A 22,624-nucleotide genomic window follows, 5' to 3' on the forward strand; every position below is an offset into this window, starting at 1 on the left:
TTGCGACCTAGCCAGCAGGAGAAACACATGAGTACCTCACAAACGACTGACGTACAAGCGTCAACTCACGCCACCGAATACGATAGCGTCACCAATAATATCGTGGTTGCTGCCCTCTATAAGTTCACTCGCTTTGCCGATTTTGAGCAATATCGTGAGCCAATTTTAAATACCATGCTTGATAATGATGTCAAAGGCACTTTATTACTGGCCAGCGAAGGCATTAACGGCACGATTTCTGGTAGCCGCCAAGGTATCGATAATGTCTTAGATTATTTGCGCAGTATCGAAGCGATTGGCAGCTTTACTTTTAAAGAGTCGTATACCGATGACCAGCCTTTTTATCGCACTAAGGTGAAGCTAAAAAAAGAAATCGTCACCATGGGCGTGGAGAATATCGACCCATTACAATCGGTCGGTCGTTATGTAAAACCAAGTGAGTGGAATGCACTAATTTCAGACCCTGAGGTTATCCTGATTGATACCCGTAACGATTACGAAGTGCAAATCGGTACCTTCCAAAATGCGGTCAATCCAAATACCGAAACCTTCCGCGAGTTCCCAGAGTATGTCGCAAAAGAGCTTGACCCAACCAAGCATAAAAAAGTTGCGATGTTCTGTACCGGCGGCATTCGCTGTGAAAAATCGACAGCCTTTATGCGCGAGCAAGGCTTTGAAGAGGTCTATCATTTAGAAGGCGGGATTTTGAAATATTTAGAAGAAATCCCAGCCAGTGAATCTATGTGGCAAGGTGACTGCTTTGTATTTGACAACCGTGTGTCGGTCAATCATAACCTAGAGAAAGGCAACTACGAGCAATGTTTTGCTTGCCGTATGCCAATTACTCAAGATGACATGCAAACCGCCGCCTATGTCAAAGGCGAGTCATGCCCGCACTGTATCGATAAAGCCACTGACGAGCAAAAAGCGCGTTTTCGTGAGCGCGAGCATCAAATGCAGCTGGCGAAAAAACGTGGTGAGGCGCATATCGGTAGCGATGTGATTGACGTGATTGAGAAGCGTAAAGCGGCTAAGATTGAAGCTCGCCGTCAAGCGGAAGCCGCTAATAAAGCTAAAGCTTAATAAGTTAAATTAACCAAAGCTTAACGGCATTAAGGTTTATTACATAAGAGTTATAAAAAAGAGGTCACTAGCGCCTCTTTTTTTTGTCCCTTTTATTTATATTAGGGTGTATCTTCATTTTAAAAATGGTGATAGAAATGAGGTAAATTGCCGTCAAGCAAGGAAAATAGTGCAGATAATATCGAGATATTACCTAGCTATTTGACGCTGTTTGGCAAGATTTAACCATTTCTAGCCCATTTAGATTGCTATTGGTTTAGTTGAGGACACGCCCTACACTGCTGGATAAACTACTTGGCCTTGACCATTTAACTCAGCCCCTGATGTAGGCTTGGCAACATCTAAGCGACCAACGCCCATAATATGCTCTACCCTATGGCCTCTAAGCAGTAAATAATCGGTAATGATACGCCGATGGCAACGCCACCATACTGCTTCAGAACACATAAGAGTAAGACGCTGTTTTTCTCCGAGTTGAATGAGTTGATCGAGGGCGGCTTGAAAAGTATCACTTAACGCATAATCCGCATAGTTATGAAAAGCTTGCACGCGCCATAGATCATTAATCTGTTCATCGACTTGCTTTTGCTTCGGACGTCGCCCGCCAAGGTCAGCGCAGTGCTGATAACTGATGCCAACTTGACTGAGTGCTTCGGGAAAAGTATCGATATTAAAAACAGGGTTGGTACGAGAACGCGGAAAGCTGCGCACATCGATGAGCAGTTTGATATCGGCTGCTTGAAGCATCTCAATCAGCTCACTAAGGCTACGGGTCGAATGTCCAATCGTATAAAATGTGGTGGTCATAATTTAAGCCAGTGTTGAGTTGTCGCATCGTTGTTTTAAAGTTTATTGTCGACATTTTATTTGGCATGGTTTTGTCTTAAATGGTTCAATGGTTGTACTCATTCAATATTACCCAGCCTCAACCTGCTCACTCATTAGGACTTTTGTAGGACAATCGTGCTTGAAGGTCGCTAACGCAGGAAAATCAAGCAAAGCAAACTAAAAAACTCTACATCTCTACATCTCTACTGCATATACCGATACCCAACATAAAAAAATAGCAGACAACCACCAAGGTCATCTGCTATTTCATTTAATTTATTTTAAGACGTTAAAACGTATCTTTATATCGTCAGTCTTAAGCGTTATGAATAATCTATTAAAACAAGATACGTACACGAATGGTTTCTTCAACATCCTTTAGCTGATCTAGAGCGGCGCGTGAATCGTTATAGTCCACATCCATCACCAAATAACCAACATCACCTTCGGTCATGAGACTTTGCGCTAAAATATTGATATGCGCTTCGGCGAACAGGCGGTTAATCTGTGACAATACGCCTGGAACGTTTTTGTGGATATGCAGCAGACGATGCGTGCCTTCTTTAAACGGTACAGAAACTTCTGGGAAGTTCACCGCAGTTGCGGTATCACCTTGATCAGAGTAACGAACAAACTTATCGGCAACTTCAAGACCGATATTTGCTTGCGCTTCTTGGGTTGAACCACCGATATGCGGCGTCAAGATAACATTGTCAAATTTACGCAGTGGTGACTCAAACTCTTCATCTGCTGATTTTGGCTCTTTTGGGAACACATCAATCGCTGCGCCCAAAATTTTACCTGACTCAAGGGCTGCTGCCAAATCATCAATCTCAACGCAGGTACCGCGAGCGGCGTTGATAAAGTAGCTGCCATCTTTCATATGCGCAAATTGCTCAGCTTTCATCATATAGCGCGTGCTTGGAACATCAGGCACATGCAAGGTGACGATATCAGCGGTTGATAATAACTCTTCTAAGCTACCAACTTGCACGGCATTACCCAGTGGCAATTTGGTCACGACATCATGATAGATGACTTTCATACCAAAACTTTCAGCTAAGACAGACAACTGCGAGCCAATAGAGCCGTAACCAACGATACCGATGGTTTTGCCGCGCACTTCATGCGAGTTGGTCGCAGATTTGCCCCAACCACCGCGATGGACAGTGGCATTTTTTTCAGGGATACCGCGATATAGCATGATGGCTTCGGCAAGCACCAGTTCAGCAACCGAACGGGTGTTCGAATATGGCGCGTTAAAGACAGGAATACCCAAATCACGAGCGGCGTCCAAGTCTACTTGGTTGGTACCGATACAAAAGCAGCCAATACCGATAAGCTTGTGGGCGTGCTCAAGCACTTCACGCGTCAGCTGCGTGCGCGAGCGAATACCGATAAAGTGAGCATCTTTAATTTTTTCGATCAGCTCATCTTGATCTAGGGCGTGACTGATATTCTCAATGTTATGGTAACCAGCCCCTTCCAATACTTTTAACGCATTGTCATGTAGACCTTCAAGCAATAAAAACCGGATCTTGTCTTTTTGTAGTGATAACGCCATGTGAGAACTGTCCTATAATTGTCTTATAAAAATCATCAGTGGGATAAGTCTGATGGATGAAACGAAAACAGTCTGGATATCTTACACAAAATTTGGCAGCGATGTTAGCAGATTAGATGAATTATTGCTTATCAAGCCTGAAAACTTTTTATGCTATAGTGAATCATGGTATATAAAACTTATCACCAAACCTGATTAAACTGTTTTTAACGATTTAGGCGAGACAGAGGGGCGTATGACAGCATCTCTATCTATCATTGCGCTACGCGCTCGCTTATACTTATCTAAACCGACTTATTTATATAAACACAGTTAGCACCGCTGAGTTATATCCATTTAGCGATATAATAATCCCTTTTATACATAGCGCTTACGTTTCTACCGAGATTTGACCATGACTTCTTTAGCTAGCCAAAGCAACACTACCGCTCAAAACAATGCTACCACCCCTACTGCTGCTGTCCAGACTATCTTAAGCAGCTTGCTCGATGTGCATCAGTTTGACGCCAGCCAAATCAAAACCGATAGCGAAAGCCTCGAGCACTGGGGCAAAGACTGGACCAAGCACTTTGCTCCTGCTGCTGCCGCTATAGTCTTTCCAAAGACCACCGAGCAAGTGCAAGCGATTGTATTACTTGCCAATGAGCACAATGTGGTATTAACGCCAAGTGGTGGTCGTACTGGCCTATCTGCGGGCGCGGTCGCTGCCAATGGTGAGATTGTCGTTAGTATGGATAAAATGAATCATATCGGACAATTTTATCCTGCTGACCGTATGGTTGAGATTGAAGCGGGCGTGGTTACGCAGCAGCTACAACAATTTGCCGAATCAAAAGACCTCTACTATCCTGTCGACTTTGCTTCAGCAGGTTCCAGTCAAATCGGTGGCAATATCGGCACCAATGCCGGCGGTATTAAAGTGATTCGCTATGGCATGACCCGTCAATGGATTATGGGTTTGACTGTGGTCACCGGTAAAGGTGATATCTTGCAATTGAACCGTGGAATGGTAAAAAATGCGACGGGTTATGACTTACGCCAATTATTTATCGGTAGCGAAGGTACGCTTGGTCTAGTCACTCATGCACAAATCAAACTTGAACGTCAGCCGCAAGATTTAAACGTCATGGTCTTAGGCATGGACAGCTTTAATGATGTCATGAATGTGCTATCGGCTTTTCAAGCGAAAATTGATTTGACCGCGTTTGAGTTCTTTGATGAGGTGGCGATTGATAAGCTTATGGCGCACGGTCAAGTACAAGAGCCGTTTGAATCGCGTACCAAGTTTTATACACTGCTAGAATTTGAAGCGCCGTATGAGCCTATCATGGATAAAGCCATGGCCATCTTTGAGGAGTGCATGGAACAAGGTTGGGTCGTCGATGGGGTGATGAGTCAGAGTCTCGCTCAAGCAGAAGAGCTGTGGAAGCTACGTGAGTATATCTCTGAAACCATCTCAGTGTTTACCCCTTATAAGAATGACGTTTCTGTACTAATCAGCTACGTACCTGAATTTATCGCTGAGATTGATCATATCGTCAGTAGCAACTACCCTGACTTTGAAGTCTGTTGGTTCGGTCATATTGGTGATGGCAACTTACATCTGAATATCTTAAAGCCTGAAAACATGAGTAAAGATGACTTTTTTAGCGAGTGTCAAATCGTTAATAAATACGTGTTTGAAACGGTACAAAAATATGGCGGTTCGGTCTCTGCGGAACATGGCGTTGGTATGACCAAAAAACCGTATCTCAATTATAGCCGTAGCGAAACTGAGATTGAGTATTTACGCGCGGTCAAAAAAGTCTTTGACCCCAATAATATTATGAACCGTGGTAAGATTTTTGATATGTAAGAGGTTTTTTATCAAAACAACCCATCTATAATCATAAAAAAAGACGCTAAACCTCAGAGTTTAGCGTCTTTTTTATATTATCTTTTAGCCCAATAGCACTGCTTAGAAATATAACAGCACCAAACCAACGATTAATAGCACACTTAAAAACCCTTGCACCACTAAAAACGCTTGATGCGGGGCGGCAATATGACGCACCATATTGCCAAGCGCATTATAGGTAATGCCAGCGGCTTTGATATGTGGCGGGGTGTCAAAGGTTTTGATAATTTGCAAAAACTGTTCGGTACGCTCAGCTGACCAACTGTGCGGGGCAAAAGGTAGATATGGCGACAATTGCGCTGCTTGTTTTTTGGTAGCAGGCGACCAAAGCCAACGCTCCAAAAACAGCAAACGCATGCGCCAGTCTGAAAAATCACGCTGCTTAATCACTTGTAATACGAGCACCTGCACGTCTTTATGGCGCTTATCGGCAAAAATACGCTGCGTCAGCGCCGCCACTTTGGCTTTTTCGCCTTCCATACATTGTAAAAAATGACCATTGCCATAACATAACGTCCCTGTGATGCCATGCTGCTCATTATAATCACGCGCATGACTTTCCACTTCATCAAATATCGCCGCATTCAACCGTGAAGCAAGTGTTAAGCTACTGACATATACCAACTGTACCAATGCAGTGTCTGCTATTTCATCTAATCTGCTAAAGGCATTGGCATGAGTTAGGGGCATAATAAAATCCTAAAAGGTCACAACTAAAGATAAGCGAAAAAATACGCCACTTAAAATGACGCGTAGGAGAATAACAATATTACGGATAGTAAAGGTGGTGCTTTACGTGTGCCCAGCAACAAAACTGGCAACAAAAACCTAGCAAATAATTACGCCGCTTGACGGTGATTGCTTATGGGAGCTGCTATCATAACCAGCACAAAGAGCGACATAATAATAAGCGTCATCAGTGCCATAAAGGGCTAAAAACTAAATTACCCACAGAGAATATATAAAATAAAGACGAAACACAGTGGTAAAATGCGCCCTTGCAAACCTGCTAAATCGCCTCATTAAAACAAATAACGCCAGAGCAGTGGTTATACTTATTGGTATAACTCATTGTAAATGCGAAGATAAATGATTGTAACGATTAAATAAGCCTATGGATATATTTTTCTCGACATTATGGTCTAAAAAGTCATAAGAAAACTTAGGCGCTGGCGTTTACTTTTAGCCATTGCCTCACTGCAAAAATACCTTTTACAGACTTCTCTTACGATTTTTGATAGCGGGTCTTTTATAAGTACCTTTTTTATAGATACTCTTTTATAGACAGCCTTTTTAGCAAAATTTTTATCAAACAGACATTTGCACCTTTATTACTATTGATTTATTAACACTGATTTATCGCAACGACAGATAGGAACATTATGAGCAAAATTGAAAAATTAGACGACTTTCACCTAACGATTGCTGAGATTAAGAAAAAAGACTACCCGCAGCTCAAAGCCTTGATGGATCGCGTTTATGTCAACCTAGGCGGTGCATGGTCAAAAAACACCATTCATGCTTTGATTGATGCCTTTCCCGAAGGGCAGATTGCGCTATTTGACCACGATGAGCTGATTGGCATCGTGCTCTCTATGCGCGTCGATTACAACAAGTTCTCTAACCCGCATACTTATGATGATTTAATTGGTCATAAAGAAATTATCAGAGACAACCCTGAAGGCGACGCGATTTATGGGCTTGATGCATTAATCGACCCTGAGTATCGTGGGTATCGTTTGGGGCGTAGGCTCTATGATGCGCGTAAAGAGCTGTGCCGTCAGTTAAACTTCCGCGCTATTTTGGCCGGCGGTCGTATTCCCAATTATCACAATCATCAAGATTTGACCCCGGGCGAATATATTGAGGCTGTAGAAGCGCGTGAGATTCATGACCCAGCGCTGTCGTTCCAGTTATCCAATGGCTTTATTGTTAAACGTATTTTGACCGCGTATTTGCCAGATGATGCACAGTCAAAAGGCTTTGCGACGCTACTTGAATGGGCAAATATTTATTATGAGCCGCAAGATTATAAGCCAAACACCCGTAAATCAGAGGTGCGTATCGGCGGTATTCAGTGGCAAATGCGTGAAGTTGAGTCACCTGAGGAGCTGCTGCAACAAGTTGAGTTTTTCGTCGATATCATGGCTGATTACAACTCTGACTTTGCGTGTTTGCCAGAATTCTTTAACGCGCCCTTAATGGGGCTGTGTGAATCGACTGATCAAAACGTCGCGATTCGCTTTTTGGCCGGTTATACCGAATGGTTTAAAAACGAGATTTCGCATTTGGCAGTTAGTTATAACGTCAATGTCATCACCGGTTCCATGCCGTTTTTGGACGACGATGATACTTTATATAATATCAGTTATTTGTGCCGCCGTGATGGTACGGTCGAAGAGCAGCGCAAAATTCATATTACCCCGCATGAGCGTAGCGCGTGGGTGATTGAAGGCGGTGATGAAGTCAAAGTGTTTGACACCGATGCTGGACGTGTCGGTATCTTAGTTTGCTATGATATTGAGTTCCCCGAGCTTGCACGTTTGATGGCGCTTGATGACATGGATATTTTGTTTGTCCCATTTTGGACAGATACCCAAAACGGCTACCTGCGCGTACGCCACTGTGCCCAAGCGCGAGCGATTGAAAACGAATGTTATGTGATGATTTGTGGTTCTGTCGGTAACTTGCCGCAAGTTGAAAGCTTGGATATTCAATACGCACAGTCGTCTATTTTCTCACCATCGGATTTTGCGTTCCCGCACGATGCGATTATGGCGGAAACCACGCCTAATACAGAGATGGTATTCTTCTCGGATTTGAACTTAGATAAGCTTATTCACGTTCGTAACGAAGGCTCGGTGCATAATCTACTTGACCGCCGCGATGATTTGTTTAGCTTAAAGTGGAAAAGAAAAGCCAAAGTGCCAGCAAGTAAATTATCAGATGCTGAGCGCCGTGAAAACTCCGGTAGCGTCCTTATCGGCGATCCGCTACAAGACCGTGCGAAAAAACCTTAAGCGCTTATAGTCAGTCCGAAATAAAAGCAATATGGTGATAGCAATGTGCGATTTTTTAAAAGCATTCTAAAGAATTTATGAATAATACGGCTGACCATTCAGCCGTTTATTTTTATCTACTAAAATTTAAAGGCAAAAAAGCAGCCACTATGACGACTGATACTGATACTGAAAAAAACCTTGATATCGAAAAAAGCCTTGAGAAACCAAAAAAAACGCCCAAGCAAAAGCTATTGTCTGTTGCTAAAAACTTGCTTATATATGGTTTAGCATTTGTGGTCATTTATATGGCGATTAACTGGTGGCGCCAACCGGTCATGCCAGCCAATCCACAATTGCAATTGACCGACTATCAAGGTCAAAGCGTTGATTTGGCAGCCATGAGTCGGGATAAGCCAACGCTGGTATACTTCTGGGGAACTTGGTGTACAGTTTGTCGGGTGACCTCACCGACCATAGATAAGCTTGCCGCTGCAAATAATTACCCTGTAGTGACCATTGCCATTAAATCAGGCTCTAATCAAGAGCTGCATAGCTACCTCACTGAACACCATTATCAATTTACCACTATCAATGACCAAGTAGGTGAGATATTTGCTGATTGGCAAGGTCAAGTAACGCCGTCTTATGTGGTACTAAAAGATGGCGAGATGACGCAAGGCTTGACCGGTATTCAGCCGCTTTGGTCACTCAAATTGCGTTTATGGTTATCAGAAGTTTTTTAGTCAATGGTCAATAGTCAATAGTCAATAGTATAAAATCTAATAAATGGTCAATTAAGGGGTCTAGACCTATGCTTTAATAGATGGCGCATTGCTGCTATAAGTCATTGCTTTTGGCTAAAAATAGGACGATACCGGCCAGCTCTTTTTACCCTACTCATTTTGTCATATAATAGCTGCCGTACTCCTATTCCCTTTTCTAAGTATTCTACTAAAAATATTTTTTGTTGCAATCGTCTGATTAGTATTTATGATGGACGTGTCCATTTACAATCAAGTGATAAGCAACCTATTTTGCGCCATGTTTTTTAAGCAAATTTTTTCAAGTAATAAGTAAAAGACTAGCATCGATTATCCAATATTTAACCCCATATATCTTTAATCTTACGCCTGAGTTTAAACATAACCTTTAACCATCATCTTATAAGACACCTTCTATGACTGATAAAAGTACCGACACCCCAAGCCACGATTATAAAGACACCCTAAACCTTGCTGATACGCCCTTTGCCATGCGTGCAAACCTTGCCAAACGTGAGCCAGATTGGCTAGCAGCTTGGGAAGCCGACGACGTGTACGGCAAAATTCGTCAGGCGCGGACGGGCGCAACCAAATATATTTTGCACGACGGCCCTCCATACGCCAACGGGCAGATTCACTTAGGTCACGCGGTCAATAAAGTGTTAAAAGACATTATCGTGAAGTCAAAAACCTTGTCAGGCTTTGATGCGCCTTACGTGCCAGGTTGGGACTGTCACGGTTTGCCTATCGAGCAAAAAGTCGAAGCCAAAGTCGGTAAGGTCGGTCAAAAAGTCTCAGCAACTGAATTTCGTGGCCTATGCCGCGAATATGCAAGTACCCAAATTGAGCTGCAAAAGGCTGACTTTAAACGTCTGGGCGTGTTTGGTGATTGGGACAATCCTTATTTGACGATGAACTTCCACCAAGAAGCTAATATCGTACGTGCGCTTGCTAAAATTTATGACAACGGCCACGTCACCCGCGGCATGAAGCCAGTCAACTGGTGCTTGGATTGTAGCTCTGCGCTAGCAGAAGCTGAAGTGGAATACCAAGATAAAGTCTCTGATGCTATTTATGTGAGCTTTGATGTGCTGGATACCGACAAGGTTGCCGCATTAAGCGGCATTGAAGGTAACATCGCCGCGATTATCTGGACGACAACCCCTTGGACGTTACCAGCGAACCAAGCCATCTCGGTACACCCTGAGCATGACTATAGCGTGGTCGCGACTGCCAAAGGTAACTTCTTATTAGCCACTGACTTGGTTGAAAGCGCATTAAGCGAGTTTAAACTGACTAACGATGGCATCTTAGCTACCGTATCAGGACGCGAGCTTGAAGGTCTGCGCGCCCAGCATCCATTGATTGCGGATCGTCAAGTGCCGCTTATCCTAGGTGAACACGTAACCACTGATAGCGGTACTGGCCTCGTCCATACCGCACCGGGGCATGGTCTTGACGATTATATCGTTGGCCTAAAATATAACTTGCCGGTTGAAAACCCAGTCAGTGGGACGGGCGTTTATCTAGACAGCGCTGCGGTATTTGCAGGCGAACATATCTATAAAGCCAATCCGCAAATCATTGCAGCACTGCATGATAACGGTCATTTAATCAACCATACCAAAATCGAGCACAGCTATCCGCATTGCTGGCGTCATAAGTCGCCGATTATTTTCCGCGCCACGCCGCAGTGGTTTATCAATATGGAAACCAAAGGCTTACGTGAGCGTGCGCTTGCCGATATCCCAACGGTCAATTGGACGCCTGCTTGGGGTCAAAACCGCATTGAAGCGATGATGACCGGTCGCCCAGATTGGTGTATCTCGCGTCAGCGTACATGGGGCGTGCCGATTACCTTCTTTATGCATAAAGAAACCGGTGAGCTGCATCCAAATACGCTAGAGCTGATGGAAGTAGCGGCGCAAAAAATTGAAGCTGGCGGCGTTGAAGCTTGGTTTGATGCTAGCTGTGAAGATTTCTTGGGTAGCGAAGCGGCTGACTATGATAAAGCAACCGATACGCTAGACGTTTGGTTTGACTCAGGCACGACGCATTTTGCCGTTCTTGAGCAACGTGATGAGCTGACCAATCCTGCCGATATGTATCTCGAAGGTTCGGATCAGCATCGCGGTTGGTTCCAGACTTCTCTACTAACGTCTGAAGCCATGTACGAGCGCCCACCGTTTAAGCAAGTATTGACCCATGGTTTTGTCGTCGATGAAAACGGGCGCAAGATGAGTAAGTCACTTGGCAACATCATCACGCCGCAAGACGAAATCAATAAAACCGGCGCCGATATGCTGCGTTTGTGGATTGCCTCGAGCGACTATCGTTATGAGATGAGCGCAGGTAAAACAGTCTTTAAAGGCGCCATCGACATGTATCGCCGTATCCGTAATACCCTACGCTTCTTGCTTGCTAATACTGATGACTTTAATCCTGCGACCAACAGCCTTGATATTAATGAGCTGGTCAGTCTTGATAAATTTATCATTGAGCGCGCGCAAACCGTACAAGCGCAAATCATCAGCGCGTATGATGCGATGGACTTTCACCAAGTCACCCAGCATATCACCGCGTTTTGCTCCCAGGATTTAGGTAGCTTTTATCTCGATATTATCAAAGACCGTCAGTACACCACCCAAACTGATGGACAGCCGCGTCGCTCTGCGCAAACGGCGATTTATCATATCGCCCATGCCTTGATTCGCTGGATTACGCCAATCTTGTCATTCACTGCACAAGAAGCGTGGGAAGTATTGGAAGGTAAAAACGGCACTGACGCAGGCTACGTATTTACTGAAAGGTGGTATGAGTTCCCAGCATTTGAGCTGAGTGCCATCAGTAGCGACGATTGGCAACGTATCATGCAAGCAAAAGATATGGTTAATAAACATATCGAAACCGCGCGCGGTGAAAAAATTATCAACGCCAACTTGTCTGCGGGCGTTGATTTATATGCTGATGGTGCGATGTATGACAGCTTAGCCAAGCTTGGCGAAGAGCTGCGCTTTGTCCTGATTACCAGTAGCGCAGCGTTAAAGCCTATGAGCGCTGCGCCTGCTGATAAAGCCAGCGCAAAAGCAGATAGTAATGACAATGAAGACACATCTAGCGATTTAGTGGTTAACGTCAGCGCAGCGACGGGCACCAAATGCGTACGCTGCTGGCATATCCGTGATGACATCGGTATAGACGCGGCGCATCCTGAACTATGTGCACGCTGCGTAACCAACGTCGCAGGCGTGGGCGAGGTGCGCCACTATGCCTAAATCAGCGCCTAATCCGACAGACTCATCGGACAATAAGCAGCCGCAGGTTGAGGTTGATCATTCGCCTACGCCTGCGCATGCGACTACAGGTAGCTCAACCACGCCTAAAGGTCGTCTAAAGAAGACGCCAAAAATGGTCGCTAATGGCAGCCGCGCCTTTATGTGGTACTTGCTGGCGCTTGCTGTGCTTATCATTGACCAGTGGACGAAGTGGTTGGCTGAAACCAATCTAAACTTCCTCGAGCCCATACCTGTAATTGAGCCGTTTTTAAATTGGACGCTTGCTTATAATTATGGCGCGGCGTTTAGCTTCTTGGCAGACCAAGCAGGTTGGCAAAAATGGTTTTTTGCCGGACTGGCACTCGTAATGTCACTGTTTTTAATCTGCTATTTGATTAAAGCACCGCGTAAAGCCAAGCTATTATCGTTTGGTTTGGCTCTGGTACTTGGCGGCGCTCTGGGCAACTTGATTGACCGCTTGCTCCATGGTCACGTGATTGACTTTATTCACGTGCATTACGCCGACGTTTGGCATTATCCTATTTTTAACATTGCCGATATTGGTATTTGTATTGGTGTGGCGCTGATTGTGATTGATATGCTGTTTTTAGAAAAGAAACGTGATGCTTAAATGATATAAATACAATGACTTTGCAAATAGGCTACCACTTAGATAGCCTATTTTTTTGCGCCTTTATTAAGATTTAGCGTACTAAAGCTTAGCGATAACGTAAGCCCTATAGTCGATTTTCGATAAAAACGCTAAAGTATATTAAGTTCAATATAAAAAGGGTGCTGCCATGTCTGATAGTCAAATAACACCTATTGCTCAAAAGCGACTCTCAGTTTTTGATGACACGAATGCTAAAAACAATAGTGGTAGAAATAATAATGGTCATAGCGTGGCTTTATCGGTGTTACAAGCTGATATTACCACCTTAAAAGTTGATGCTATTGTCAATGCCGCCAATTCAAGCTTACTTGGTGGCGGCGGCGTTGATGGCGCAATTCATCGGGCAGCTGGACATGAGTTATTGGCGTATTGTCGTACCTTGAATGGTTGTCAGACAGGTGATGCTAAAATCAGTCCAGCGTTTAAGCTACCCTGTCAGTATGTGATTCATACAGTCGGCCCTGTTTGGCATGGTGGCAATCGTCACGAGCCAGAGCTACTTGCCAGCTGTTATCAAAACTCACTGGACTTAGCAGTTCAAAATAATCTAAGCAGCATTGCTTTTCCGTCTATCAGTACCGGCGTATATGGCTATCCAATCGACAAAGCAGCACAAATTGCTGTGGGTACGGTGCAAGATTATCTACAGAATAGCTTAGGCGAAACGTCTGAGCTTTCAATTCGCGAAGTGATTTTTTGCTGCTTTTCAGCCAGCGATGCAGCGGTTTATAAGAGCATATTAGAGCAGGATTAAAAGTAAAACAGGCATAGGAGTAAAAAGCACGCTTATAGCAATCCTTTTAAAGCGTCTAGACCACCACCCACTAGTATAAATAACAACCCTGCCAAATTAATAATGACGGTTAAATAGTACGCAATACGAAATTCAGGCTTTTGTGACTTATGACGTAAGTAGGTTTGCGCAACCATCGCCCCAACCCAGCCACCAAGCGCACTTAACAGATGCAGCGTTGATTCAGGCGTGCGCCAGTCGCCACTTTGAGCAGCGACTTTGTCTTTGGCATACATGCTATAGGTAATGACGCCTAATACCGCGTACCAAGCAACTACCAGCCAGCCTAGCTTATTCATTACCGCTAGTAAGATTAAAACCCCATAAAAACCAACGCCGAGGAACAGACGTTTCTTTTGCCCTGCTTCAAATTCTGCTTGGGCACTGCGTTTGTGATTACGCTGCCGGATTTGGCTGTTCTTTTGCGCCATTTTTTGTTGTACAAAGCTGAGTTCTTGCACGTCCTTTGCTTGCAGGCGTCCCTGATTGTCTTGCCCCACGATAAAAACCACTTGCTCGCCAATTTCGGGACGACGCTGGGCTTTAAACGCACTAACATGAAAAAATACCGACTCGCCGGCCGCAGTTTCGATAAAACCAAAACCTTTATCGTCTTGCCATTTTTTGATATGACCTTGTTTTCTTATATTTATCTGCTTAGTTTTCATAACTGTATACTTTTTGATTTTAATGATTGTTAACGACCATTATATAACCTTCCTGCGCTCATAAAAAAAGCTAAGAGCATTACTCTTAGCTTTTTATTGACCATAAAATATCTTAACAAGGCATTAAGGTATTAACGGCATTTTTTCTGCTCATACAAGTTGGTCATATTATTGCGACGATCTTTTGCGGCATTGATAGCTTCTTCAGTATTAGAATAGGTACCAATCAAAGCTGGCCAAAATAAAATTGCTGCTGCTACGTTTTTACCAGTCGCTTTACGCTCAGCGCGTGCCTTTTGTTCAAAGTCATCAGCTTCTGCTATTTCATTAAGAATTTGCTGACAAGACAAATTAACGTCACTTACTTTTTTAGTTTGTACAACATGTGGAGTTGCACACCCTTGAGCTAATAACGCGAACACTCCAATTACCAAAATAGCTTTTTTCATAATCATCTCAGAAGTTATTTGACTTACAATTATTAATAGATAAGTTACGTTGCTTAAATTAAGTTTACATTTATATACATTAAGAAAGACAATGTCAACTTAATTTCATTCCTAAACAACTTTAATTGTTTATGATTTTTAGTAGAGCTATTAACGCATTGTATTTATTAATTTTTTGAAAAGACATATAAAATAGAGTGGTAAATATATCAGTAACAGCTGATACAAGTGGTTTAGCACATATCTGTCACATCAAGAGGTTTAGTCTATGGGCTATGCTAAACTCTCTATTATAATTAACCCTCTTAATTCTATTCTATAAAAGACACATTACTATGACCGACTCTCAATTTATCACTCCTAACGAAGACATTCGTATCACCCACGGCAGCCTTGTGAAGCTGCATTTTGAAGTATCGCTCGAAAACGGTACGGTGATTGATTCAACCTTTAACCGCGACGAGCCAGTGGCGCTGACGGTTGGCGATGAGAGCTTTTTACCAGGTTTTGAACAAGTGCTGATGAACCTACGCGCTGGCGATACACGCACCGCCCACCTTGAGCCTGAGCAAGCGTTTGGCGAGTGGAACCCTGATAACATCCAGCATTTTAGCCGCACCCAATTTGCCTTGGTCGCTGACAATCCTGAAATCGGTATGCTGGTCGAGTTTGAAGACAAAGGCAAAAACACCCTGCCCGGTACCATCAGCGCCATCGATGAAGACGAAGTCGAAGTCGATTTTAACCATCCGCTTGCTGGTCAATCGGTACTGTTTAAGGTAAAAATATTCCAAGTCACTCCGCCGGGCGTCACAGGTATCAAGATTATGTAGGATAAAAACAGCTCTATATTAAAATAAAAAAGGATAAACAGATGCAATATCAAACACTGCCGCAACTGAATGAAAAAGTCTCAAAAATCTGCTTAGGGACGATGACCTGGGGGCAGCAGAATAGCGAAAGCGATGCGCATGCCCAGATGGATACGGCGCTTAGTGCCGACGTGAACTTTTGGGATACCGCTGAGATGTATCCGTCGCCGCCTGATAAAGACAAGCAAGGCGATACCGAACGCTTTATGGGCACATGGTTTCACAAAACCAAACAGCGCGACAAGGTCATTCTTGCCAGCAAAATGTCACCGATGAATTTTTTACGCGATGGTCAGACGCGTTATACCGCTGCACAAATCAGCAGCGCTATCGATGGCAATCTTGAGCGTTTACAAACCGATTATATTGATATTTATCAGTTGCATTGGCCTGAACGTCAAGCAAACTTTTTTAGCCAGCGCGGTTATAGTGAAGAGATGGCAGCGCAGTCGCTGGATGATTTGACGCCTTTTTTAGAAACCATCCAAGCACTAAATGACGAGATCAAAAAAGGTCGTATTCGTGCTTATGGCTTATCGAACGATACCGCTTGGGGGCTGATGCGTTATCTGTGGGAAGCCGATAAAAATGGTTTAATCGCGCCTATCACGGTGCAAAATCCTTATAGTTTGCTCAATCGCCTATATGAAGTTGGCATGGCAGAGATTGCCCATCGTGAAAATGTCGGTCTACTTGCTTACTCGCCGCTCGGCTTTGGCGTGTTATCTGGTAAATACCTTGACGGTAAATGTCCTGCAGGCGCGCGTCTGACAATGTATGACCGCTTTGCTCGCTATACTAATGACGAAGCAAAAGCCGCCACTGCTCAATACGCCAAAATTGCTGCCGATGCCGGTTTGGATATGGCGCAAATGGCATTGGCCTTTGTCAATTCACGCTCGTTTGTCACCAGTAATATCATTGGCGCAACCACCACTGAGCAGCTGCAATCAAATATCGATAGTATCAATGTCACCTTAAGCGCAGACGTGCTAAAAGCAATTGAAGCGGTACATACGCAGCACCCTAATCCGTCGCCATAACCTTACGTGGTCATAGATTGATATTTTTCAGCTTTTAATAAGCTGACATTCAAGTATTTTCTTAACAAAGAAAAAGGCGCAAATCGTTAGTATGGATGACTAAGATTGGCGCCTTTTTTATGACTACTTTTCTATTAAAGCAGCTCTATTTTAAACAGTTTTGTACTTGCTTAAGGTTTAGCAGCTTTCGTTAAAACCCGCGAGTGTAATTCAGCCAAGCCTTCTTGCATATGCGCTTGTAACAAATCGGTCAGCTGGCTTTTATTTAGACCTTTAGGGTCTATCGGCTCAAGCGGTAAGACAAAAGCCGTCACGTCTTTGCTATCAAGCACCTTTTTTAGGCTATCTTTCATCGTCATTTTGCCATAATAAGGCAGCGCCTCACTTAACGTGCCGTCTTTATTGACATACGCAATCACCAGCGGGCGTACTGGTACGTCAGCATCTATCGCCGCTTGCAGCAAAGTGCCGTGGATACGTTTGATTTTTTTGCCATCGGTGGTCGTCGCTTCTGGGAAAAAGATAACCGAAAAGCCTTTGGTTAAAAAGGTCGCAATTTGGGCGGCGACCGTGCCCGCATCACCGGAACCACGCTCGATAAATACCGTCCCTGCGGCATGCGCAAGCTTACCAAAGATTGGCCAATCACCAATTTCTGCCTTTGATAAGAAAAATGCCGGACTTAGCGTCCCCACTACCGGAATATCCATCCATGACACATGGTTAGACACCCATAGACCATGATGCTGCTCTACACGCTCGACTGCCACGACCTGCACGCCAAACGAGCCGGCCATTTTTCGGCAAAACGCTTGAATATAGCGCGGTAGCTTTTCGCGCGGTGGCTGTTTAAAGGCGCCGATACGCTGGGCGGCGCGCAATCCGCCAGCGATGGTGGTGGTCATGCCAGCGATCTGTTTGCCGCGTCCTAATTGCTGTTTGAGTGAAAAGCCTGACTTAGATTGGCTCATCTGTGTCCCTCGTGGTTAAAAACTTATGGGTTAAAAAATGCTTGATTAAAAAGCCCATTCATTAAAAGGCCCATTAATTAAATATTGGTTGCTACAAAGAGTGCTGCTTAAAAAACGTATGATTATATCTCGTAAACAAGGGCAATGAGTATAACAAAATTTATTTACTGAGTGATGACTTGTACACTGAATTATGAGTGGCTTTTGTTAATAGTCTCAGCTTAAAATTTTTTTTGATAAAAATACGTACCCGTAAACGCTGTAACATAAAGACATGGCTAATTGCGTTTATACGCTTTAATATCAAGTGATAAGACCATATATAGAGGGTCATATAAAAGCTATATCGTTACTCAGTAAAGCGGTCATAGCGATTTATCTACTTTAATAATAGGTGATACTCTTTGGAATATTTTGAAAGACATGAAGGTGGCGAGCGCGCCATTATCGTCCATTTAGACATCCGCCAAATTCAAGATCCCGATGATCTAAATGAATTTGAGCTACTTGCAGATTCGGCAGGCGCTGATCGCTTGGCACTGGTTACAGGCTCGCGTGCGCGTCCCGATGCCAAGTATTTCGTTGGTAGCGGTAAAGCACAAGAAATAGCAGAATTGGTGCGCGAATACGACGCTGATATTGTTCTTTTTAATCATAATTTATCGCCATCGCAAGAGCGTAATATCGAAGCCTTGGTACAATGCCGCGTGCTTGACCGCACCGGCTTAATTTTGGATATTTTTGCCCAGCGCGCTCGTACTTACGAAGGTAAGCTACAGGTTGAGCTGGCACAGTTGAACCACTTATCGACACGATTGGTACGTGGTTGGACGCATTTGGAGCGCCAAAAAGGTGGTATTGGTCTACGTGGACCTGGTGAAACTCAGCTGGAAACGGATCGCCGCTTATTACAAGTGCGTGTCACCCAGCTGAAAAACAAACTAGAAAAAGTACGCCAAACCCGTGCTCAAGGTCGAGCTCGTCGGCAAAAATCAGACGTCCCGACCATCTCGCTTGTCGGTTATACCAACGCTGGCAAATCTACTCTATTTAACCGCTTGGTCGATGAAAATATTTACGCTGCCGACCAATTATTTGCCACCCTTGATCCGACCTTGCGCCGTTTAGACTGGCAAGGGGTTGGTCGCGTGGTTTTGGTCGATACCGTTGGTTTCGTGCGCCATTTGCCGCACGAGTTGGTCGAGTCGTTCCATGCCACCCTAGAAGAGACGCTTGAAGCCGACTTACTATTGCATGTCATCGATTCATCGAGTGAAGACATGCATGAGCAAATTCAAGCGGTCAAAAACGTCCTTGCTGAGATTGACAACGATGTGCCCGTGCTGAATGTTTATAATAAAATCGACTTAACCGATGAGCCGGCGCACATTGGCTATGCAAAAGAAGGTCAGCCAAATCGGGTGTATGTCTCTTCGCGCCAAAACCTAGGCATGGAAGAGTTGTCGCTTGCCGTACAGCAGCTATTGACGGGCAACTTAACCACCTTTGATTTGACCCTACCATATAGTGCTGGTCAATTTAAAAACACTTTGTACGAGCTTGGCGTCATTTTGGAAGAAAGCTATGACGATAACGGTCATGAGCGCCTCACCATTCGCTTGCCAAGTGATAGGCTCAAACAGCTATTGGGACAAGCCAATCTAAAGCCGTTAGATGTATTGCCGTTAGCACAGGCCACACTACTAATGCCGATACTTGAAGAGTTTGAGCAAAAAGATGAGAGTATGGATGCAGCTGCCTCTTTAACGCCAGAGGAAGAAGAGGCCTTTGCTGAATTTGAAGCATTAAATTCTGCTACAGAAGAATCTGACTCGCGAAGTTAAACAACCTCGTCAAAAGTCATTTAATCTGGGTGAAGTTAAAAAGGACGCTATCAAATGATGGCGTCCTTTTTTATATTTGTAGCATATAAGGGGTAATGGACATTTATGATATAGTCAAAATATCCTAAAAACGCGACGGTATTGCTGTATTGATATTACATTTCACTCACTATACGAGACATTTAGCAACAGCTTAATAGCGGCAATCTGCGCTTAGGCTTTATTAGTACGTCTACTGTCTATATAATCAGCCTTTATGGCTTTGGTTGATGTGCTTTGGTTGACATACTGACATGAAAACCTCTTCTTTAACGTGCGTCCGTTTTTATACCTAACTTGGCTAGGATTGCTTATGAGCTCTACCTCTACTTCTAACATACCTTTATGGATGGCGCTAATATTGACGCTACTCATGGTCGTGTTGGTTCGTGAGTCGGCAGTCGTTGTCTGCCAATGGGCAGGGATTGAAAAAGCGGCTAACATCGTCGGCCTCTTAACGATGTTTATTATTTTAATTATTTGGCGAGTCATAAAAGGGCTACCGCATTGGCTAACCCAAGCAAGCAACACCTTACTGGTCGATAGTGGTTTTGCTTTTTTGCCCGTTTCTGCCGGTGCAGGTTTGCTGCTATTTGCGCTCGGTGATGAGTTTTGGGGCGTGATGCTGACCATGATTATCAGTACGCTTATTCCGCTTTGGGGATTGGCTATCCTTGCCAATCGCTCGCTTAATAATAACGATAATACAGATGACAGTCATGATAACAATATGAATATGACCAACAAGCACAAGGGACAGCATTAAGCTCTGTTAATAAGGCAACGTTATGAGTTTTGATAGTGTGTTTAGCACGACCCTTGCTGCGATAGTATTAACCTTGGCCGCCCACGTCATTGCCCGCGTCCTTGCGCGCAAGCTGTCGTGGTTGCCGATGGTCATCACCGCTTTGGTCTTAGTACTGCTGTTTTTGTTTATTTTACAGTGGGATTACAATCATTATTACAGCGTGGCAAAACCGGTATTTGACCATTTGTTAGGCTATGTGACGGTATTATTAGCCGTACCATTGGCGGCGATGAACTTTAAAGGTTTACCAGTTAAAAAGCTGACCATGATTGTGGCACTGGCGAGCGTGGTTGGCGCCTTGCTCCCCATGTCATTGGCGTATGTATTTTCGCTCAGCCATGAAACTATTTTGGCATTTGCGACGCGCTCGGTGACCACACCAATTGGTCTAAGCGTCGCCGATTTGATTAAAGCGCCGCTAGCATTAGCAAACTTAATCATTATCATTTCAGGTCTAATCGGTGGAACCTTAGCGCGCTTTTTATTTCGCGGTATTGATGACGACCGCGCCAAAGGCCTCGCGCTTGGCTTAGCAGCGCATGCTTTTGGCACCGTAGAAGCATGGCAAATCAGCCATACTGCCGGACGCTATGCCGCTTTTGGCTTAGCAGTTAATGGCTTGGTGACCGCTGTCTGGGTACCTATTTTTATTGGTGCTTTGTCGGTTTAAAATATTTTAAGTAAAGTCGAAAGCCATTAAAGCCTATCCTTTTTGATGGGCTTTTTTTCGCCTATATTAATTGTATTTGATAGTATTTTTAACGTGGTTCGCTAATTCCCCTCATAGCAAAAATAAAGGTATAAACCTTGCTGTTGTATACCACTTAACCATCTTCATTTTATTACTATCTTGATTTCATTCAGCTTTTTTACAAAATAAATGGGCTTTTGACTGCGCGTACACGCATTCAGATGTGGCAAAAACTTATTTTGTGTTATAGTAAGCAACTATTATTTTTTGTATCTATTGCAAGTGGTTTTGTTAGACGTGAATTCGTAGGCAGCCTATTTGAGCGCTATAAGATCCTACAGACACGATAACCGCTTTGATGCGCAACCTAACGCGCTTATAGGCAAAGCAATTTGCTCTTACTTAATAAAAAGTGATAAACCTATGATAAATATTACCCCTTTACTGACGCGCTGCTTGTCACCTCTTTTACTCTCCGCCATTGCTTTATCTAGTTTACCTATCGCCGCTCAAGCGGGAAACATGTATATTTATAAAGATAAAGGCGGCCAAGTTCTGCTTACCAACGTCAATCCTAGCGGTAATTTTGATAAATTTAATAAAAAAGTAAAAACCACCTACTACAAAGATTCAAGCGCCTACAATGCTGACAGCAGTTATAGCAACGATTACGGCAGCAGCACGGCAAGTAGTAGCGGCAGCCGTAATTCTTATGACAGTTATATCCGTGCCTCAGCCGCCCGTCATGGTGTCGATCCGGCGCTGATGAAAGCCATGATGCATACCGAATCGGCGTTTAATCCCAATGCCCGCTCACCTGTCGGTGCGCAAGGCTTGATGCAGTTAATGCCAGCAACGGCGCGTCGCTTTAATGTCAGCAATCCGTGGAACCCTGCCGACAATATCGAAGGCTCAGCTAAATATATCGCTTGGCTGATGCGCCGTTTTAATAATAATGTTGAGTTTGCGGTGGCAGGTTATAACGCTGGTGAAGGTAACGTCGATAAATACAATGGCATTCCGCCGTTTAAAGAAACGCGCAACTATGTCAAAAGCGTGATGAGCCGCTACCATAGTTTATATAAGAATGACTCGGCGCTATCGGGTAATACCATGAATGCCAATAACGCTACGAGCACTACCAATGGTAGTGGCATGCAAAACGTCAGCTATGGTACCAGTAGTAATAGCAACAGCGCCAGCTATGCTAATTCTGCTTATTTAGCACTACGTTAATATTAACCTTTAAAATACACAGGCACAAAAAAGCCCGTTAAATGAATGAACTGACCCCCATAAGTTGGACACAACTTATGGGGGTTATTTTATGAAGTATGACATTGTAGTGGCATAATAAAATTGG

General features: G+C 43.9%; 19 protein-coding genes. 13 read left to right on the forward strand and 6 right to left on the reverse strand.

Annotation, left to right across the window (positions count from 1 at the left end; all coding sequences use genetic code 11):
- The first annotated feature begins 27 nt into the window (after positions 1–27).
- Positions 28–1,083 (forward strand): rhodanese-related sulfurtransferase, encoded by a 1,056-nt coding sequence (locus B2866_RS02585; RefSeq protein ID WP_296190437.1) that lies wholly within the window; start codon positions 28–30, stop codon positions 1,081–1,083.
- A gap of 273 nt (positions 1,084–1,356) precedes the next feature.
- On the opposite strand, the gene B2866_RS02590 is transcribed toward B2866_RS02585, so the two are convergent.
- Both B2866_RS02590 and serA read right to left on the reverse strand, forming a co-directional pair.
- The gene (locus B2866_RS02590) at positions 1,357–1,890 is read right to left on the reverse strand and encodes a DUF488 family protein (RefSeq protein WP_296190438.1); all 534 of its coding nucleotides are present in this window, start codon (positions 1,888–1,890) and stop codon (positions 1,357–1,359) included.
- 358 nt (positions 1,891–2,248) lie between these two features.
- Positions 2,249–3,475 carry a phosphoglycerate dehydrogenase gene (serA, locus tag B2866_RS02595; RefSeq protein ID WP_068404003.1) on the reverse strand — a complete coding sequence of 409 codons (1,227 nt, stop codon included), beginning with the start codon at positions 3,473–3,475 and terminating at the stop codon, positions 2,249–2,251.
- Between the two features lie 394 nt (positions 3,476–3,869).
- On the opposite strand from serA, the gene B2866_RS02600 reads away from it, so the two are divergent.
- A complete protein-coding gene (locus B2866_RS02600) occupies positions 3,870–5,330 on the forward strand; it encodes an FAD-binding oxidoreductase (protein ID WP_296190439.1) in 1,461 nt (486 codons plus the stop codon).
- A gap of 102 nt (positions 5,331–5,432) precedes the next feature.
- On the opposite strand, the gene B2866_RS02605 is transcribed toward B2866_RS02600, so the two are convergent.
- Positions 5,433–6,062, reverse strand: a complete 630-nt coding sequence (locus B2866_RS02605) for a BLUF domain-containing protein (RefSeq protein WP_296190440.1) — start codon at positions 6,060–6,062, stop codon at positions 5,433–5,435.
- A 692-nt stretch (positions 6,063–6,754) separates the two neighbouring features.
- Between B2866_RS02605 and B2866_RS02610 the strand changes: the two genes are divergently transcribed.
- From B2866_RS02610 to B2866_RS02630, 5 genes are all read left to right on the forward strand, one after another.
- Positions 6,755–8,392 (forward strand): carbon-nitrogen hydrolase family protein, encoded by a 1,638-nt coding sequence (locus tag B2866_RS02610; protein ID WP_296190441.1) that lies wholly within the window; start codon positions 6,755–6,757, stop codon positions 8,390–8,392.
- A gap of 149 nt (positions 8,393–8,541) precedes the next feature.
- Positions 8,542–9,117 carry a protein disulfide oxidoreductase gene (locus B2866_RS02615; protein ID WP_296190442.1) on the forward strand — a complete coding sequence of 192 codons (576 nt, stop codon included), beginning with the start codon at positions 8,542–8,544 and terminating at the stop codon, positions 9,115–9,117.
- 434 nt (positions 9,118–9,551) lie between these two features.
- Complete coding sequence (gene ileS, locus B2866_RS02620; protein WP_296190443.1) at positions 9,552–12,410, forward strand: isoleucine--tRNA ligase; 2,859 nt, start codon at positions 9,552–9,554, stop codon at positions 12,408–12,410.
- The gene (lspA, locus tag B2866_RS02625; RefSeq protein WP_296190444.1) at positions 12,403–13,041 is read left to right on the forward strand and encodes a signal peptidase II; all 639 of its coding nucleotides are present in this window, start codon (positions 12,403–12,405) and stop codon (positions 13,039–13,041) included. Before ileS ends, lspA begins: the two co-directional genes overlap by 8 nt.
- 169 nt (positions 13,042–13,210) lie before the next feature.
- The gene (locus B2866_RS02630; protein ID WP_296190445.1) at positions 13,211–13,837 is read left to right on the forward strand and encodes an O-acetyl-ADP-ribose deacetylase; all 627 of its coding nucleotides are present in this window, start codon (positions 13,211–13,213) and stop codon (positions 13,835–13,837) included.
- 32 nt (positions 13,838–13,869) lie between these two features.
- Here the strand turns inward: B2866_RS02630 and B2866_RS02635 are convergent, their stop codons facing one another.
- On the reverse strand, positions 13,870–14,544 hold the full coding sequence (locus tag B2866_RS02635; RefSeq protein ID WP_296190446.1) for a DUF1294 domain-containing protein: 675 nt from the start codon (positions 14,542–14,544) through the stop codon (positions 13,870–13,872).
- A 131-nt stretch (positions 14,545–14,675) separates the two neighbouring features.
- Positions 14,676–14,993, reverse strand: coding sequence for a hypothetical protein (locus B2866_RS02640; protein ID WP_296190447.1), 318 nt, complete (start codon positions 14,991–14,993; stop codon positions 14,676–14,678).
- 335 nt (positions 14,994–15,328) lie between these two features.
- Between B2866_RS02640 and fkpB the strand changes: the two genes are divergently transcribed.
- Positions 15,329–15,826: an FKBP-type peptidyl-prolyl cis-trans isomerase gene (fkpB, locus tag B2866_RS02645; protein WP_296190448.1), complete on the forward strand. Its 498-nt coding sequence runs from the start codon at positions 15,329–15,331 to the stop codon at positions 15,824–15,826.
- Between the two features lie 41 nt (positions 15,827–15,867).
- Positions 15,868–16,908 (forward strand): aldo/keto reductase, encoded by a 1,041-nt coding sequence (locus B2866_RS02650; RefSeq protein ID WP_296190449.1) that lies wholly within the window; start codon positions 15,868–15,870, stop codon positions 16,906–16,908.
- Positions 16,909–17,078: 170 nt separating this feature from the next.
- Here the strand turns inward: B2866_RS02650 and B2866_RS02655 are convergent, their stop codons facing one another.
- Entirely contained in the window at positions 17,079–17,879 is an 801-nt protein-coding gene (locus B2866_RS02655) for a lysophospholipid acyltransferase family protein (protein WP_296190450.1), read from the reverse strand.
- A 404-nt stretch (positions 17,880–18,283) separates the two neighbouring features.
- Here B2866_RS02655 and hflX point away from each other — a divergent pair, with 404 nt between their 5' ends.
- The 4 genes from hflX (at position 18,284) to B2866_RS02675 (ending at position 22,497) form a co-directional block, all read left to right on the forward strand.
- Complete coding sequence (gene hflX, locus B2866_RS02660) at positions 18,284–19,723, forward strand: ribosome rescue GTPase HflX (protein WP_296190451.1); 1,440 nt, start codon at positions 18,284–18,286, stop codon at positions 19,721–19,723.
- A 352-nt stretch (positions 19,724–20,075) separates the two neighbouring features.
- Positions 20,076–20,528 (forward strand): CidA/LrgA family protein, encoded by a 453-nt coding sequence (locus B2866_RS02665; RefSeq protein ID WP_296190453.1) that lies wholly within the window; start codon positions 20,076–20,078, stop codon positions 20,526–20,528.
- Positions 20,529–20,550: 22 nt separating this feature from the next.
- Positions 20,551–21,240 carry an LrgB family protein gene (locus B2866_RS02670; protein WP_296190455.1) on the forward strand — a complete coding sequence of 230 codons (690 nt, stop codon included), beginning with the start codon at positions 20,551–20,553 and terminating at the stop codon, positions 21,238–21,240.
- Positions 21,241–21,684: 444 nt separating this feature from the next.
- On the forward strand, positions 21,685–22,497 hold the full coding sequence (locus tag B2866_RS02675) for a lytic transglycosylase domain-containing protein (protein ID WP_296190457.1): 813 nt from the start codon (positions 21,685–21,687) through the stop codon (positions 22,495–22,497).
- The last annotated feature ends 127 nt before the right edge of the window (positions 22,498–22,624 follow it).

Origin of the sequence: Psychrobacter sp. UBA3483 (assembly GCF_002377905.1) — a bacterium.
Classification (GTDB): domain Bacteria; phylum Pseudomonadota; class Gammaproteobacteria; order Pseudomonadales; family Moraxellaceae; genus Psychrobacter.

Bases quoted from the DNA above. Each gene is read 5' to 3' on its own strand.
- B2866_RS02650 (WP_296190449.1), top strand. From the start codon at position 15,868: ATGCAATATCAAACACTGCCGCAACTGAATGAAAAAGTCTCAAAAATC.
- B2866_RS02670 (WP_296190455.1), top strand. From the start codon at position 20,551: ATGAGTTTTGATAGTGTGTTTAGCACGACCCTTGCTGCGATAGTATTA.
- lspA (WP_296190444.1), top strand. From the start codon at position 12,403: ATGCCTAAATCAGCGCCTAATCCGACAGACTCATCGGACAATAAGCAG.
- B2866_RS02590 (WP_296190438.1), bottom strand. From the start codon at position 1,890: ATGACCACCACATTTTATACGATTGGACATTCGACCCGTAGCCTTAGT.
- serA (WP_068404003.1), bottom strand. From the start codon at position 3,475: ATGGCGTTATCACTACAAAAAGACAAGATCCGGTTTTTATTGCTTGAA.
- B2866_RS02605 (WP_296190440.1), bottom strand. From the start codon at position 6,062: ATGCCCCTAACTCATGCCAATGCCTTTAGCAGATTAGATGAAATAGCA.
- ileS (WP_296190443.1), top strand. From the start codon at position 9,552: ATGACTGATAAAAGTACCGACACCCCAAGCCACGATTATAAAGACACC.
- B2866_RS02585 (WP_296190437.1), top strand. From the start codon at position 28: ATGAGTACCTCACAAACGACTGACGTACAAGCGTCAACTCACGCCACC.
- B2866_RS02665 (WP_296190453.1), top strand. From the start codon at position 20,076: ATGAGCTCTACCTCTACTTCTAACATACCTTTATGGATGGCGCTAATA.
- B2866_RS02655 (WP_296190450.1), bottom strand. From the start codon at position 17,879: ATGAGCCAATCTAAGTCAGGCTTTTCACTCAAACAGCAATTAGGACGC.
- fkpB (WP_296190448.1), top strand. From the start codon at position 15,329: ATGACCGACTCTCAATTTATCACTCCTAACGAAGACATTCGTATCACC.
- B2866_RS02640 (WP_296190447.1), bottom strand. From the start codon at position 14,993: ATGAAAAAAGCTATTTTGGTAATTGGAGTGTTCGCGTTATTAGCTCAA.
- B2866_RS02610 (WP_296190441.1), top strand. From the start codon at position 6,755: ATGAGCAAAATTGAAAAATTAGACGACTTTCACCTAACGATTGCTGAG.
- B2866_RS02635 (WP_296190446.1), bottom strand. From the start codon at position 14,544: ATGAAAACTAAGCAGATAAATATAAGAAAACAAGGTCATATCAAAAAA.
- B2866_RS02675 (WP_296190457.1), top strand. From the start codon at position 21,685: ATGATAAATATTACCCCTTTACTGACGCGCTGCTTGTCACCTCTTTTA.
- B2866_RS02615 (WP_296190442.1), top strand. From the start codon at position 8,542: ATGACGACTGATACTGATACTGAAAAAAACCTTGATATCGAAAAAAGC.
- B2866_RS02630 (WP_296190445.1), top strand. From the start codon at position 13,211: ATGTCTGATAGTCAAATAACACCTATTGCTCAAAAGCGACTCTCAGTT.
- B2866_RS02600 (WP_296190439.1), top strand. From the start codon at position 3,870: ATGACTTCTTTAGCTAGCCAAAGCAACACTACCGCTCAAAACAATGCT.